Source organism: Chryseobacterium endophyticum (assembly GCF_056333165.1).
Genome location: NZ_JBWGXE010000001.1, coordinates 69,268 through 82,309, shown reverse-complemented (window position 1 = coordinate 82,309; position 13,042 = coordinate 69,268). Strand labels below are relative to the sequence as shown.

The 13,042-nt window shown below is 39.7% G+C and carries 13 protein-coding genes; 8 read left to right on the top strand and 5 right to left on the bottom strand.

Translation table 11 applies throughout. The features are described 5' to 3' along the window. Positions 1-9: 9 nt before the first annotated feature. The 4 genes from AC0N32_RS00385 to AC0N32_RS00370 all read left to right on the top strand — a co-directional run bounded on the left by AC0N32_RS00385 (position 10) and on the right by AC0N32_RS00370 (position 4,576). Positions 10-960, top strand: coding sequence for a 2-hydroxyacid dehydrogenase (locus AC0N32_RS00385; protein ID WP_476391903.1), 951 nt, complete (start codon positions 10-12; stop codon positions 958-960). A gap of 115 nt (positions 961-1,075) precedes the next feature. Next, positions 1,076-2,338, top strand: coding sequence for a serine hydrolase domain-containing protein (locus tag AC0N32_RS00380; RefSeq protein WP_476392655.1), 1,263 nt, complete (start codon positions 1,076-1,078; stop codon positions 2,336-2,338). A 25-nt stretch (positions 2,339-2,363) separates the two neighbouring features. Next, entirely contained in the window at positions 2,364-4,115 is a 1,752-nt protein-coding gene (locus tag AC0N32_RS00375; protein WP_476391902.1) for an Ig-like domain-containing protein, read from the top strand. 2 nt (positions 4,116-4,117) lie between these two features. Further along, on the top strand, positions 4,118-4,576 hold the full coding sequence (locus AC0N32_RS00370; protein WP_476391901.1) for a heme-binding domain-containing protein: 459 nt from the start codon (positions 4,118-4,120) through the stop codon (positions 4,574-4,576). Between the two features lie 89 nt (positions 4,577-4,665). Here AC0N32_RS00370 and AC0N32_RS00365 read toward each other — a convergent pair whose 3' ends face one another. The 5 genes from AC0N32_RS00365 to AC0N32_RS00345 all read right to left on the bottom strand — a co-directional run bounded on the left by AC0N32_RS00365 (position 4,666) and on the right by AC0N32_RS00345 (position 8,930). After that, the gene (locus AC0N32_RS00365) at positions 4,666-5,181 is read right to left on the bottom strand and encodes an NUDIX hydrolase (RefSeq protein WP_476391900.1); all 516 of its coding nucleotides are present in this window, start codon (positions 5,179-5,181) and stop codon (positions 4,666-4,668) included. Further along, entirely contained in the window at positions 5,181-6,092 is a 912-nt protein-coding gene (xerD, locus tag AC0N32_RS00360) for a site-specific tyrosine recombinase XerD (protein ID WP_476391899.1), read from the bottom strand. The genes AC0N32_RS00365 and xerD overlap by 1 nt, the downstream gene beginning before the upstream one ends. A gap of 6 nt (positions 6,093-6,098) precedes the next feature. Next, positions 6,099-6,521, bottom strand: a complete 423-nt coding sequence (locus tag AC0N32_RS00355; protein WP_476391898.1) for a deoxycytidylate deaminase — start codon at positions 6,519-6,521, stop codon at positions 6,099-6,101. A 48-nt stretch (positions 6,522-6,569) separates the two neighbouring features. Beyond that, entirely contained in the window at positions 6,570-7,337 is a 768-nt protein-coding gene (locus tag AC0N32_RS00350; protein ID WP_476391897.1) for an enoyl-CoA hydratase/isomerase family protein, read from the bottom strand. Positions 7,338-7,442: 105 nt separating this feature from the next. Continuing rightward, a complete protein-coding gene (locus tag AC0N32_RS00345) occupies positions 7,443-8,930 on the bottom strand; it encodes a catalase (RefSeq protein WP_476391896.1) in 1,488 nt (495 codons plus the stop codon). Between the two features lie 132 nt (positions 8,931-9,062). Between AC0N32_RS00345 and AC0N32_RS00340 the strand changes: the two genes are divergently transcribed. From AC0N32_RS00340 to AC0N32_RS00325, 4 genes are all read left to right on the top strand, one after another. Then, the gene (locus AC0N32_RS00340) at positions 9,063-10,013 is read left to right on the top strand and encodes a LysR substrate-binding domain-containing protein (RefSeq protein ID WP_476391895.1); all 951 of its coding nucleotides are present in this window, start codon (positions 9,063-9,065) and stop codon (positions 10,011-10,013) included. Positions 10,014-10,249: 236 nt separating this feature from the next. After that, positions 10,250-11,530, top strand: coding sequence for a methionine adenosyltransferase (gene metK, locus AC0N32_RS00335; RefSeq protein WP_476391894.1), 1,281 nt, complete (start codon positions 10,250-10,252; stop codon positions 11,528-11,530). An 82-nt stretch (positions 11,531-11,612) separates the two neighbouring features. Further along, positions 11,613-12,104, top strand: a complete 492-nt coding sequence (locus tag AC0N32_RS00330) for a hypothetical protein (protein ID WP_476391893.1) — start codon at positions 11,613-11,615, stop codon at positions 12,102-12,104. Positions 12,105-12,299: 195 nt separating this feature from the next. Then, positions 12,300-12,890 carry an RNA polymerase sigma factor gene (locus tag AC0N32_RS00325; RefSeq protein ID WP_476391892.1) on the top strand — a complete coding sequence of 197 codons (591 nt, stop codon included), beginning with the start codon at positions 12,300-12,302 and terminating at the stop codon, positions 12,888-12,890. Positions 12,891-13,042: the final 152 nt, after the last annotated feature.

The following is a 13,042-nucleotide window of genomic DNA, read 5'->3' as shown; positions in this document are numbered from 1 at the left end:
ATGTCTTCCATGAAAATATTGCTTCTCGATAAAAACCACCATTTAATTACGGAACAGCTTTTGGCTAAAAATTTCATTCTTGAAGAGGATTTTACGTCCTCGTATGATGAGGTTTGCCATAAAATCCAAAATTACGACGGGATTATCATCAGAAGCAGAATTCCTTTAGATAAAAGCTTTTTAGAAAGAGCAAAAAACCTCAAATTCATTGCAAGAGTAGGAGCGGGCATGGAAAATATTGATATTTCTGTGGCTGAAAGGCTTGGGATTCAGCTCATCAATTCTCCGGAAGGAAACCGGGATTCTGTTGCAGAACATGTTGTAGGAATGCTGTTGATCCTCATGAACCGCCTCTTCATTGCCTCTCAGGAAGTGAAAAACGGCATCTGGCTGAGAGAAGAAAACAGGGGCGATGAACTGCTGGGTAAAACGGTGGGCCTTATCGGTTACGGCAATATGGGGAAAGCCACGGCGAAGAGACTTTCAGGGTTTGGCTGTACTGTGATTTTCCATGATATTCTTCCGGGACTTTCGGATGAATACGCCACACAGGTTCCTTTGAAAGAACTTCAGGAACGCGCAGAGATTCTGAGTCTTCATATTCCACTGACGGATGAATCGTATAATCTCATCGACGGGCCTTTCATTTCTGAAATGAAAAACAACTTTTATTTCGTTAATACTGCCAGAGGAAAAAATGTAGAAACCAAAAGTCTCGTAGAAGCAATAAAAGCAGGTAAAGTAAAAGGAGCTTGCCTTGATGTCCTGGAATACGAAAAGTCTTCTTTCGAAAAGCTGGAAGATGAAAATGAGGACCTGCAGTTTCTTCTTGAGTCCGAAAAAGCAATCGTAACTCCGCACATCGCAGGATGGACGATTCAAAGTAAGGAAAAACTCGCACAGGTGATCGTTGATAAAATCGTGGCTCAATTTTCAGAAAGTTTTCCGTCTATTCACTGATCATTATTTGAAGTAAATTCTAAGGGTTATATTTTATGTTAAATAATTCATAATGTAGAGCCAATATTTACTCATTATTTTGAGTTTTATTAAATTGCCGCTCATTTTGAAATTCATGAGGATGCGTAATTTTGTACTTGTTATCACTGCCTGTTTAACGTTTTTTTCCTGTAAAAACAAACCTGAAAATCAAGAAAATGTCGTTGAAAGTACGACCAACCTTCCCAATTACGGAAATGTAGATTTAAGCAAGGTTTTCACGAAAGAAGACAGTCAAGTCCCCAATAAAGCATCCCTCGCAGGATACATCGATCAGTATTACAAAAGGGTCTGGGAAAGAGGCGATCTGAGCGGTGGAATTCTGGTCGCAAAAGGAGATGATATCCTCTATGAAAATTACAGAGGGTTTGCGCGAGATGGCAATCAGAATCCTATTGGAAAAGACACTCCGCTACATGTGGCCTCGGTCTCAAAAACGCTTACGGCGATGGCCATGCTTAAACTTGTGGAAGCAGGAAAAATCAACCTGGATGATCATCTTACAAAATTTTTCCCGGGTTTTCCGTATCCTAATGTGACGGTGAGGACTTTGCTCGACCAGAGAAGCGGCCTCCCGAAATATGAATATTTTATCACCAAAATACAGCCGGCACCTTCCGAACTTTCCAAAACGTTCATTACAAATCAGGATGTCTTGAATATGCTCATCAAATACAAACCTGATCTGGCCAGAGAAACAGACACAGGGTTTATGTACTGCAATACGAATTTTGCACTGCTGGCACTGCTGATTGAGAAAGTAACCAAAACACCTTTTCCGCAGGCGATGAAAGAAATGGTCTTTGATCCGCTGAAAATGAAGCATACCTTCATCTTTCAGGAAAAAGATATTCCGACCGCATCGCAGTCATTTTATTACGGCGGAAAAAAATTATATCCTTTGGACCGTCTTGACCTTATTTACGGTGACAAAAACGTGTACACCACCCCAAGAGACCTCTATAATTTCTCCAAAGCCATGTTTTCAAGAGATTTCTTAAAGCCAGAGCTCATGGAGCAGGTTTTTACCCCTTACAGCAATGAAAAATTCGGAATGAATAACTACGGTTTCGGGTTCAGAATGAAAATTTTTGATAACGGTGAAAAGCTTACGTATCACAATGGCTGGTGGCATGGTTCCAACTCTGTTTTTGCCCATCTTTTAAAATCAAAAGTAACCATCGTTGCCATCGGAAACAGATATTCCGGCAAGGTGTACACGGCACTTGCCCTTTCCGGACTGTTTGAAGATTTTCCTCCCCAGAAAGAAAAACTGCACAGTGTAATGAGTGACGATAAAGATACATTGAAAGGTCATGGCGAAGTTTATGGAGAATAATGTTTATTTTTGCGTAAACATATTCATGAAAAGACTTCTTTTATTATTGGTCATTGGCTTTCTTTTGCAGTCGTGCGCAAGAGTGGGATCGCCTGTGGGCGGGCCGAAAGATACGCTGGCTCCTAAATTTTTAAGCTCAAATATAGACAGTGCACGAATTAATGTTCCCAGAGATATTAAGGAATTGCGGATTGATTTCGACGAATATATCACGTTGAAGGATATTTACAAAAACCTCAGCATTTCTCCGCCGATCCAGAATATTACCAGAATCATACCTTCCAATATCGCCAACAAGTTTGTCCTGATCCAGTGGAAAGACACTTTACAGGCGAATACGACGTATAATTTTAATTTTGGTAATTCAATAGCGGATAATAACGAAAACAATGTTTTAAGGTATTTTAATTTTGCATTTTCTACGGGTGATAAACTGGATGATCTTTACATCAGCGGGGAAGTGAGAGATGCCTTATCCATTAAAAAAGAAACGGAAAATAAGCTTGTTGTAGGGCTGTATCAGGTAAAAGATACCATGAATTACAAGCAGAAACCGTATTATATTACAAAGGTTGACGATGACGGCTATTACGAGCTGAATTATCTGGCACCGGGCAAGTACCGGATTATTGCCTTTGATGATGCCAATGGAAATTCCATTTTTGATCAGGGAAAAGAAAAGGTAGGTTTTCAGAAAGATCCGGTAGTGATAGAGAAATCCATTTCAGGGCTGAATTTAAAAGTGTATCCCTCAAAGAAACCTGTGAGGTATCTTGAAATGAAAGAAGCTCCGGGAGGTGCTTTAATGGCTTTTGAAGGCAAGCCCGACAGTGTACGGGTGAAATCACAAAATGAGAAACTTACCGATTACCAGGTAACCCATACGCCGAAATCGGATACGGTAAGAATCTGGTTTGATGCGGTAAAAAGCAATATCGGGCAGAACACGGTGGAGAATTTAAAATTCGGATATAATGCCGGAACAAAAAAAGATACCCTTTATAACGCCTCTCTTTTCTATCGTTACAACGCTAAAAACAACATGGATGTAAACAGCGATAACGGCGGAGGAATGCTGGCTCCCAAACAGGACTTCAGAATCATCTCAAACTATTACATCAATAAGATCAATAGCGATAAATGGATCTTCAGAGCGGAAGGAGATAGCCTGAATACGGTGCCTTTTACCGCTAAAATTTCTGATACCAACCCATATCAGATCATTGTGAATGCAGATTTTGTTTCAGGTAAGAAATACCAGCTTACCGTTCCTAAAGAAACCGTCTCTTCTTTTTATACCAGGAATTACCAGTCAAAACGCTTTGATTTTGAGGTCGATAAAGTTGAAAATTACGGAAGTCTAATCTTTAAGCTCGAAAATGCCCCGGCTTCAAGTTATTGGATTCAGCTGTTGGATCCTTCGGATAAAGTCCTTTACCAAAAATATACGAAAGGAAATGAGGTGAAGTTTGATATCCTCAGACCCGGTGAATATATCGTAAGGATACTCGCCGATACCAATGAAAATAAACATTGGGATGAGGCTGATTTTCAAGATGATGTATTTGCCGAAGATTCTTATATCTATTATAAAACGGCCATTGTGCGGCCTTTATGGGACAGCAACGAAAACTGGGATCTCAAGGACACGAGAGTTCTGGATACTTCAAAAATGAGTACTCCCAAAATAGACGAAACCGAAATACAACCGTCAATAGGCAACGGATCCCGTTCTGACATTAAAACAGGAAGTTCATCATTGACTCCCACCCGGTAATCATGAAAACATTTAAAAAAGTACTTTTCTGGTGCCTCATAGGATTTGCTCTTATCCAGTTTATTCCGACAGATAAAACAAACCGGCCGGTAGACCATAAGGCCAATTTTATAGATGCACAAAAAACACCCCCGAAGGTTTCGGAACTTATTAAAGGGGCCTGTTATGACTGTCACTCGGATGAAACGGTGTATCCGAAGTATGCATACGTAGCTCCCGTTTCATGGTCGGTTAAAAGCCATGTAAATGAGGGTCGGGAACATCTCAACTTTTCCGTCTGGGAATCTTATAACAATGATCTGAAAAAAAGCATGCTGGAGAAATCCGTGCAGGCTATACAAAATAAAACAATGCCTATGCCCGGATATATCGTCTATCACGACAAGGCCAATTTATCTGATGCAGAAAGAACCCTGCTGATAAAGTATTTTGATGAAGTGCTTGCCACGAAAAAGTATTGATCGAAGAAAAGACGGCAAAATAAAAACTCCCGCTGATTTAGAAGTTTATAGTGTTTTCTAAATCAGCGGGAGAATTTCTTTAAATTATTTTAGATATTCTTCAGGTATCCTTCAAAAAATCTTTTCTGCGAATCAAAAGCAAGATCCTCGAGTTTTAATTCTTTTAAATCAATCCATACTGCTTCGTATATTTCAGACAGTTCCAGATTGACTTCGAATTTTTCCGACACCTTGTATTCATAAAACAGATCGATCGTATGATAATCGATTTCCTTATACTGATAAATATTGGGAAGACTTGTCAGGTATTTTAATTTTGAAATATCAACATCAAGCTGCAGTTCTTCAAAGAGTTCTCTTTTACAGGCTTCTTCTGCACTTTCCCGCGGATCGACAAATCCTCCGGCCAGATCAAGTTTTCCTTTTTTAGGATCCCTGTTTCTTCGGGTAAGAAAAATTTCGTTTTCAAACCGTATAATGACCGCCACAGCACCGGCGACGTTATTATAAAGTGTAAAGTTGCAGTTGGGGCAGCTCCATTTTTTTTCGCCGTCCCAGTGTAGAGATTCTTTGCCGCAGTTTGGGCAGTATTTCAATATTTTCATTAGACCGTATTAATATTTCTGGGATGATAATGTAAAATAACATCCCGCAGTTCTTCCGTTTTCAGGTGGGTATAAATTTCCGTTGTTGTAATACTGGAGTGGCCCAGCATTTCCTGGATGTAGCGAAGATCCGCTCCGTTCTGCAACAGGTGAGTGGCAAAAGAATGGCGGAAAGTATGGGGCGAAATTTTCTTGCTTACCCCCGCTTTATCTGTAAGTTCTTTGATGATTACAAATACGATGACCCTTGACATCGAAGTTCCCCTGGTGTTCAAAAACAAGGTGTCTTCATGTCTTTTTCCGACTTTGATCTTTGAGCGTACTTCAGAAATGTAGCTTTTTAGCAATTTTGCCGTATAGTCAGCCAACGGAACAAAGCGTATTTTGTTCCCTTTTCCTATTACTTTAATATAATGCTCCCTGAAATTAATGTTTGATATTTTCAGATCGATAAGTTCCGAAACGCGCAGCCCACAGCCGTAAAGCACTTCAATAATGCAATGATTTCTCTTCCCGAGGTCAGAATTCAATTCTATAGCGCTGATGATTTTGTTGATGTCCGGAAGACTTAAGGTATCCGGCAGATAAAGCCCCAATTTTGGTCCCTCAAGCAGAGTGGCAGGGTTGTCTTCACGAAACTCATCCTCCACCAGATATCTGAAGAATGCTTTTATGGAAGAGATCCATCGTGCCTGAGACCGTTCGCTGAATTTTTGTTTGGATAAATTGAAGATGTATTCCTGGAGATTTTCGTAGGCAATGGCGTCAGGTCCTACATTTTCCAGATCTTCTTCGGCGTATTCTTTTAATTTTTTGATGTCCCGAATGTACGCGTCGAGCGTGTTTTCTGAAAAGTTTCTTTCGAAGCGAAGAAAGATTTCAAAATCCTTAATTTTTTCATCCCAAGTCATGTTGTGTTATTTTTTTAGTTCATAATCCGAAATTTGGACTATTTCAATGCCGTGGTTTCTTAAAAATGATATTCCGTCGTCGTCCGAATACTCATTGATGTACACAAGCCGGTTGATGCCTGCCTGTAAAATGAGCTTACTGCATTCTTTGCACGGAGAGAGCGTTAAATACAAGGTCGCATCTTTTGCAGATTGTGTGGAAGCGGCCAGCTTTAAAATAGCATTGGCTTCTGCATGAAGTACGTACCAGTGTGTTTTGCCCTCGCTGTCCTCACAGCAGTTTTCGAACCCTGAAGGGGTACCATTGTAACCATCTGAAATAATCATCCTATCTTTTACGATAAGAGCTCCTACCTGCTTTCGTTTACAGTAGGATAGTTTTGCCCATTCCTGAGCCATCTTTAGATAAGCTTTATCAAACTTATTCATACCGCAGCATCGTTTTTTTTCGAAATAATTTTTGTATTAAGGAAGTTGTTAGAAGTTGGGTTTCCTTTTTTCCAGAAACGCTGCAACTCCTTCTTTTTTATCGCTCATGTCAAAAAGCTCTCCGAAATAGGTGATTTCGGTTTCAAAACCTTTTTCCGTGTCTGATAAATTGACAGCATGAATTGCTTTAGATATTGCCATTGGGGAATTTCCGGCAATCGTGTTGGCTAATTCTCGTGTTTTGGTTAATAGTTCTTCAATAGGGTATACTTCATTTACCAATCCGATTTCCTTTGCTCTTGCAGCGGGAACCATTTTGGCAGAGAAGATCATTTCATTGGCAATACCTTTTCCTACAAGTTTCGGAAGCCTCTGGGTTCCCCCGTACCCAGGAATTAATCCTAAAGTTACTTCGGGAAGTCCCAGTTTTGCATTTTCCGATGCGTATCTGATGTGGCATGCCATGGCAAGCTCAAGACCGCCGCCCAATGCAAATCCGTTGACGGCTGCAATCACAGGCTTGGTCATATTTTCTATTTTGTTGAATAATGAGTGGTGTCCGTTTCTGGCAAGTTCCTGTGCTTTCTCCTGTCCGAAATCGCTGAATTCTTTGATGTCGGCGCCGGCCACGAAGGATTTTTCACCGCTTCCGGTAAGAATAATTGCCCTGCATTCTGCATCTTCATTTAATTCTTCCAACGCAGAACTAAGCTCGCTGATCGTTTTGGCATTTAATGCATTCAAACTTTCAGGACGGTTTATGGTGATAACGGCTATTTTATTTTCCTTATTTAATAATATATTTTCGTAACTCATTTTCCACATTAAAATATTATTCTCTGCAAATTATAAATTTTTTATAAAAAAAAGGAAAAAATGTTGACTTTTTTTCCTTTTAATTAAAATTACGGTTGAAAGTAATTATTTGGAATGATTCATCATATTGGCGTCGATAACCACGTTAAGCTGAGTCGCCACCTTCATTCCCAGTTCGATATTGGCTCTGAAGAAATGGCACAACTGCCGGTTGATGATTTCATCCTTCTTAGGCCCCGTGATTCCCTGCATGCTTCCGACAATATTGTTTACGAGATTCTGCCGGTCTTCCGGGTTCATGGCTTTGGAGTATAATAATCCGGGCTGGGTGTAATGATCATCGTCATTTTCATTTCTGCTGTAGTTGGCTACATGAGCGCTGTCCAGCTCATATTCATAATTTTTGTACGATGGATCGGGTCTGATCTCATCAAAGCTGTTCGGGTGGTAGTTCGGTTTGTCCTGATAGTGGCTGGAATCTGCCATGAAACCGTCTCTCTGGTAGTTGTTTACCGCGAAAGGACATCGGTTGACTTCCAGGTGGTGCGCGTTTACGCCCACTCTGTAGCGGTGTGCATCAGGATAGGAAAATAATCTGCCCTGAAGCATCTTGTCCGGGGAAAAGCTGATCCCGTTGATGAGGTTGCTTGGCGAAAAAGTAGATTGTTCCACGTGGGCAAAGTAATTAACGGGAACTTCATTCAGTTCCATTTCTCCCACTTCAATTAGAGGAAAGTCTCCCTGGAACCATACTTTAGTGATGTCAAAAGGATTCCATCTGAAATCCCGGGCCTGTTCTTCGGTCATCACCTGGATGTACATCGTCCACTTCGGGAAATTTCCTTCTTCAATGGCATTGCACATGTCCTCCTGGGCAAAATCCGGGTTTTCCCCTGCCATTTTTACCGCTTCGGCATCTGTGAAATTTTTAATGCCCTGTTTTGTTTTTAAGTGGAATTTTACCCACACTCTTTCATTTTTATCATTAATCATCGAAAATGTGTGAGATCCGAAACCGTGCATGTGACGGTATCCGTACGGCGTACCTCTGTCAGACATCAGGATCAGCACCTGGTGAAGCGATTCGGGATTAAGGCTCCAGAAATCCCACATCATGGTCGCGCTTTTAAGGTTGGTTTTCGGAACTCTTTTCTGGGTATGGATGAAGTCCGGGAACTTTTTAGCATCTTTAATGAAAAAAACGGGCGTATTGTTTCCTACAAGGTCCCAGTTTCCGTCTTCGGTATAAAATTTTAGGGCAAATCCTCTCGGGTCTCTTGCGGTGTCTGCACTTCCTTTTTCGCCTCCTACGGTCGAAAAACGGGCAAACATTCTGCATGAATTTCCAACTTTAGAGAATAATTTTGCTTTCGTATATTTGCTGATGTCGTGCGTTACCGTGAATTTTCCATAAGCACCGGTTCCTTTGGCATGTACAATTCTTTCCGGGATTCTTTCTCTTACAAAATGGGCAAGGTTTTCCTGTAAAACAAAATCCTGCAATAAAACCGGACCTCTGGGACCTACTGTCTGACAATCCTGATGCTCATAATAAGGAGCACCGTTACTTAACGTTAATTTTTTAGAATCCATATACTTATGATTTGTTTTGCTGATATTGATCTTGGATCAGTTTATAATGACGTATTAAATATCAAATTTACTCTAATTTTTAATTACAAATAGCAAAAACGTTTTATCTTTGTCATAGATAATATTAATCAGATGAACATTCAGCAACTGGAGTACCTTATCGCTGTAGATAAGTATAAACATTTTGGAAAAGCAGCTCAAGCATGCTTCATTACGCAACCTACGTTAAGTGCAATGATACAGAAATTTGAGGATGAACTGGATGTGAAGGTATTCGACAGAACAACCCACCCGATCCGTACCACAGATGTGGGGCTTCAGATCATCGATCAGGCCAAGGTGATTATAGAATCTGTCAATGAACTCAGGAACAAAGCCAATCTTTTAAATAATATTTTAGGAGGTACCATCAACATCGGGATTATTCCTACGGTTTCTTCGTTTATTCTGCCTACGGAGATTTTTAAATTTCTGGAAGACAATCCGAAGATTCAGATGAATGTAAAGGAAATGACGACCGATAATATTATCAAAGCTTTAAAGGCGGGAGAACTGGACGCGGGAATTATTTCAACCCCTTACGATTCTGCGGATGAATTTTATCAGGACTTCCTGTTTAATGAAGAACTTATGATCTACAGTTCGGATACGGAAGCCAACAAAAAGAATTCTTATGTGGTTCCTGAGGAGCTGAACGTAGAAAAAGTATGGCTGCTGGAAGAGGGAAACTGCCTGAGAAATCAGTTTGAAAACATCTGTCATCTGAAAGAAAATACATTAAAGCCTAAAAATTTAGACTTCCTGGCCTCCAATATCCAGACGTTGGTTCATATGGTAGATAAAGTAGGGGGGATAAGTATTTTGCCCGAACTTGCACTCAGCCAGCTGTCTGAAAAGCAGAAAGAAAATGTTTTCAGGTTCAAAAAACCTTTCCCGTACAGGGAAATTAGCATTATTTATTACAAGCCGACCTTCAAGCAAAAGATCATTGACGAATTGTCACATTCCATCAGGACATCTTTAGAAAAAAAACTTAATTATCACGAAAATCCAAAAGAATTCGTAAGCATAAAACCACAATAGTTTTTTATCGTTAAAGCTTTGATAAACCGTTAATTTCAAGAAAATTATAATTCGCAGGCAAAAATTTGAGTATTAAAAAAATAGTACTTAAATTTGCCCACGTTTACGAACGAGGAAAAATTTGACCTGATTGCAACCTCTATAAAAAAATGCTAAAACAGTATTTCTTTTTAGCCTTTCCGACAATTATTCTTATTTTTTCTCGTGAATTTTAATCTTAAAACAAATAGAATAATATGTCTTATTTATTTACGTCTGAATCCGTTTCAGAAGGACATCCGGATAAAGTTGCCGATCAGATTTCTGATGCATTAATCGACCACTTTTTAGCATATGATAAAAATTCAAAGGTAGCTTGTGAAACACTTGTGACCACAGGGCAGGTCGTACTGGCCGGTGAAGTGAAATCGGATGCTTATCTCGACGTGCAGACCATTGCCAGGGAAGTGATCAACGGAATCGGATATACGAAAGGAGAATATATGTTTAACGGCGATTCTTGTGGAGTGATTTCCGCAATTCATGAGCAGTCTCCGGATATCAACCAGGGAGTGGACAGAGCTGTTTCTGATGAGTCTTTCGAAGCGAAAGCCAACGCTCAGGGAGCCGGCGACCAGGGAATGATGTTCGGGTACGCCACCAATGAAACGGCTAATTATATGCCTTTGGCCCTTGATCTTGCCCATACGATCCTTAAAGAACTTTCAGCGCTTAGAAGAGAAGATGCTGAGATCAAATATCTTCGCCCGGATGCAAAAAGCCAGGTAACCATCGAATATTCCGACGATCATAAGCCGGTAAGAATCGATTCTATCGTCGTTTCTACCCAACATGATGACTTCGGTTCTGAAGAAGAAATGCTGAATAAGATCCGTGAAGACATCAAAAATATCCTGATCCCGAGAGTAGTGGCTTTGCAGTCTGATGAGATCAAAGCTTTATTTAACGACCAGATCAAATATCACATCAATCCTACCGGAAAATTCGTTATCGGAGGGCCTCACGGAGACACAGGTCTTACAGGAAGAAAGATCATCGTTGATACATACGGAGGTAAGGGTGCTCACGGGGGCGGTGCTTTCTCTGGAAAAGATCCGTCAAAAGTTGACAGGAGTGCCGCGTATGCAACAAGGCATATTGCTAAAAATCTTGTGGCTGCGGGTGTTGCAGACGAGGTTTTGGTACAGGTTTCGTATGCAATTGGTGTTGCAGAGCCTTGTGGATTATACATCAACACGTACGGAACAGCAAAAGTTGATCTTCATGACGGGGCGATCGCAAAAAAAGTTTCTGAAATTTTTGACCTGAGACCCTACGCGATCGAGCAGAATCTGAAACTGAGAAATCCTATATACCAGGAAACCGCATCTTACGGACACATGGGGAAAGAACATTATGTAGCGGATAAAACTTTTAATAAAGGACATAAGAATGAGCTTACCCTTACTGGTTTAGAGTTTTTTACGTGGGAAAAATTAGACAAGGTAGATGAAATTAAAGCCTCTTTCGGAATTTAATTTTTAAACTTATATCATCAAACCGCTGCTTTATCTCTCAGATAAGGCAGTTTTTTTTAAATTTACATATAAATAGAATAAAATGAATAAAGCGCAATTTGCCCTGACGATCCTTGCTGTATTTTTTCTGACAGCCTTTTCTAAAGCTCAGCTGACGGTGCATAAAATGATAACGGTAGGATATACCTATCAAAACCAGAGTTTTGGTGAAGTGGGCGGAAAGCTGCTTTTTCTTAAAAATGACGATGTAATCTATCGGCTGGGAGCTACTGCGCTGATGGGTTCTGCCCATTCGAAATTTGCCATCATGCCTAAAGTGTCTGCCGATGTTTTGCTGAATTTTCAGAAAAATGTGGATTTTTATCATTCGTATTATTTTTTAATCGGTGCCGAAGGAACCAATAAATATGTAGCGCCGAAGGTGGGTGTTACCCTTTTCGGAATGCTCGACCTTACCGGAGGATATGCTTTTCCGGTTGGGAACAGCGGAATAAACGGTAAAGAACTCAAAGGTCTGAATGTTAATTTTACACTAAATATCCCTACTGTACTCATTCACGACATGTTTAATTGATTTTTTTTATTTTTTTCTCTTAAAAATTTAATAATAGGTTAACAGTTATTAAAAATTTATTATATTTACATCATTAAAAATTGTATCCGCCTATTGATTAGACTTTACTCTGAAGAATTGTTTTGTATTTACAGCTGATCCCAGGTAAAATATCTGGAAAATGTTTTATCAGCAAAAATAGTATTGAGAAGAGTTATGAAATCAAAATCGGATAGTTTACTAATTTCCCTTTACCAGAAAGGAGACGAAACGGCGTTGTCTACCCTTATTCACCGCCACCAAAGAGAACTGTTTACATTCATTTTTTACAAAATTAATGATGAAGATTTAGCAAACGACGTGTTTCAGGATACATTCATGAAAATTATCGTTATGCTAAAAGAAGGACGCTATAACGAAGAAGGAAAATTCATTCTGTGGGCAAAAAGAATCGCTTACAATCTTATTATCGACCATTTCAGAGCAAAAGCAAAAAATATTAAAGTTTCAGAAACCACTTTTGAAACCGACGAATATTCTATTTTTGATCTCCTGAAAGAGCCTTCGGAAAATATCGAAGACCAGTTGGTGACCAACCAGATCCAGGAAGATCTTTTAAGAATGCTTCAGTTTCTGCCTGAAAATCAGCAGGAAGTGATCCGATTAAGGTTTTTTGACGGGCTAAGCTTTAAAGAAATCGCAGATCATACCGATATGAGTATCAATACCACACTGGGCAGAGTACGGTATGCGCTCATCAACCTGAGAAAAATCATGGAAGAAAATCACATTGTCTTAACACGGTAGATAATAATTTCGAAAAATTCTCGTTTTAAGGAAAAACATTTAATCGCCTATGAGAAAAAATGATTCCTTAAAAGTGAAAACTTTGAAACCAAAAAAACAGACAATTGAGTTTCTACTCAGCTTTTCAAAGAGTGTCGAGGTTGTGAAAACCC

Coding starts and splice junctions, on each gene's coding strand:
- AC0N32_RS00385 (WP_476391903.1), top strand. CDS start 10: ATGAAAATATTGCTTCTCGATAAAAACCACCATTTAATTACGGAACAG.
- AC0N32_RS00380 (WP_476392655.1), top strand. CDS start 1,076: ATGAGGATGCGTAATTTTGTACTTGTTATCACTGCCTGTTTAACGTTT.
- AC0N32_RS00375 (WP_476391902.1), top strand. CDS start 2,364: ATGAAAAGACTTCTTTTATTATTGGTCATTGGCTTTCTTTTGCAGTCG.
- AC0N32_RS00370 (WP_476391901.1), top strand. CDS start 4,118: ATGAAAACATTTAAAAAAGTACTTTTCTGGTGCCTCATAGGATTTGCT.
- AC0N32_RS00365 (WP_476391900.1), bottom strand. CDS start 5,181: ATGAAAATATTGAAATACTGCCCAAACTGCGGCAAAGAATCTCTACAC.
- xerD (WP_476391899.1), bottom strand. CDS start 6,092: ATGACTTGGGATGAAAAAATTAAGGATTTTGAAATCTTTCTTCGCTTC.
- AC0N32_RS00355 (WP_476391898.1), bottom strand. CDS start 6,521: ATGAATAAGTTTGATAAAGCTTATCTAAAGATGGCTCAGGAATGGGCA.
- AC0N32_RS00350 (WP_476391897.1), bottom strand. CDS start 7,337: ATGAGTTACGAAAATATATTATTAAATAAGGAAAATAAAATAGCCGTT.
- AC0N32_RS00345 (WP_476391896.1), bottom strand. CDS start 8,930: ATGGATTCTAAAAAATTAACGTTAAGTAACGGTGCTCCTTATTATGAG.
- AC0N32_RS00340 (WP_476391895.1), top strand. CDS start 9,063: ATGAACATTCAGCAACTGGAGTACCTTATCGCTGTAGATAAGTATAAA.
- metK (WP_476391894.1), top strand. CDS start 10,250: ATGTCTTATTTATTTACGTCTGAATCCGTTTCAGAAGGACATCCGGAT.
- AC0N32_RS00330 (WP_476391893.1), top strand. CDS start 11,613: ATGAATAAAGCGCAATTTGCCCTGACGATCCTTGCTGTATTTTTTCTG.
- AC0N32_RS00325 (WP_476391892.1), top strand. CDS start 12,300: ATGAAATCAAAATCGGATAGTTTACTAATTTCCCTTTACCAGAAAGGA.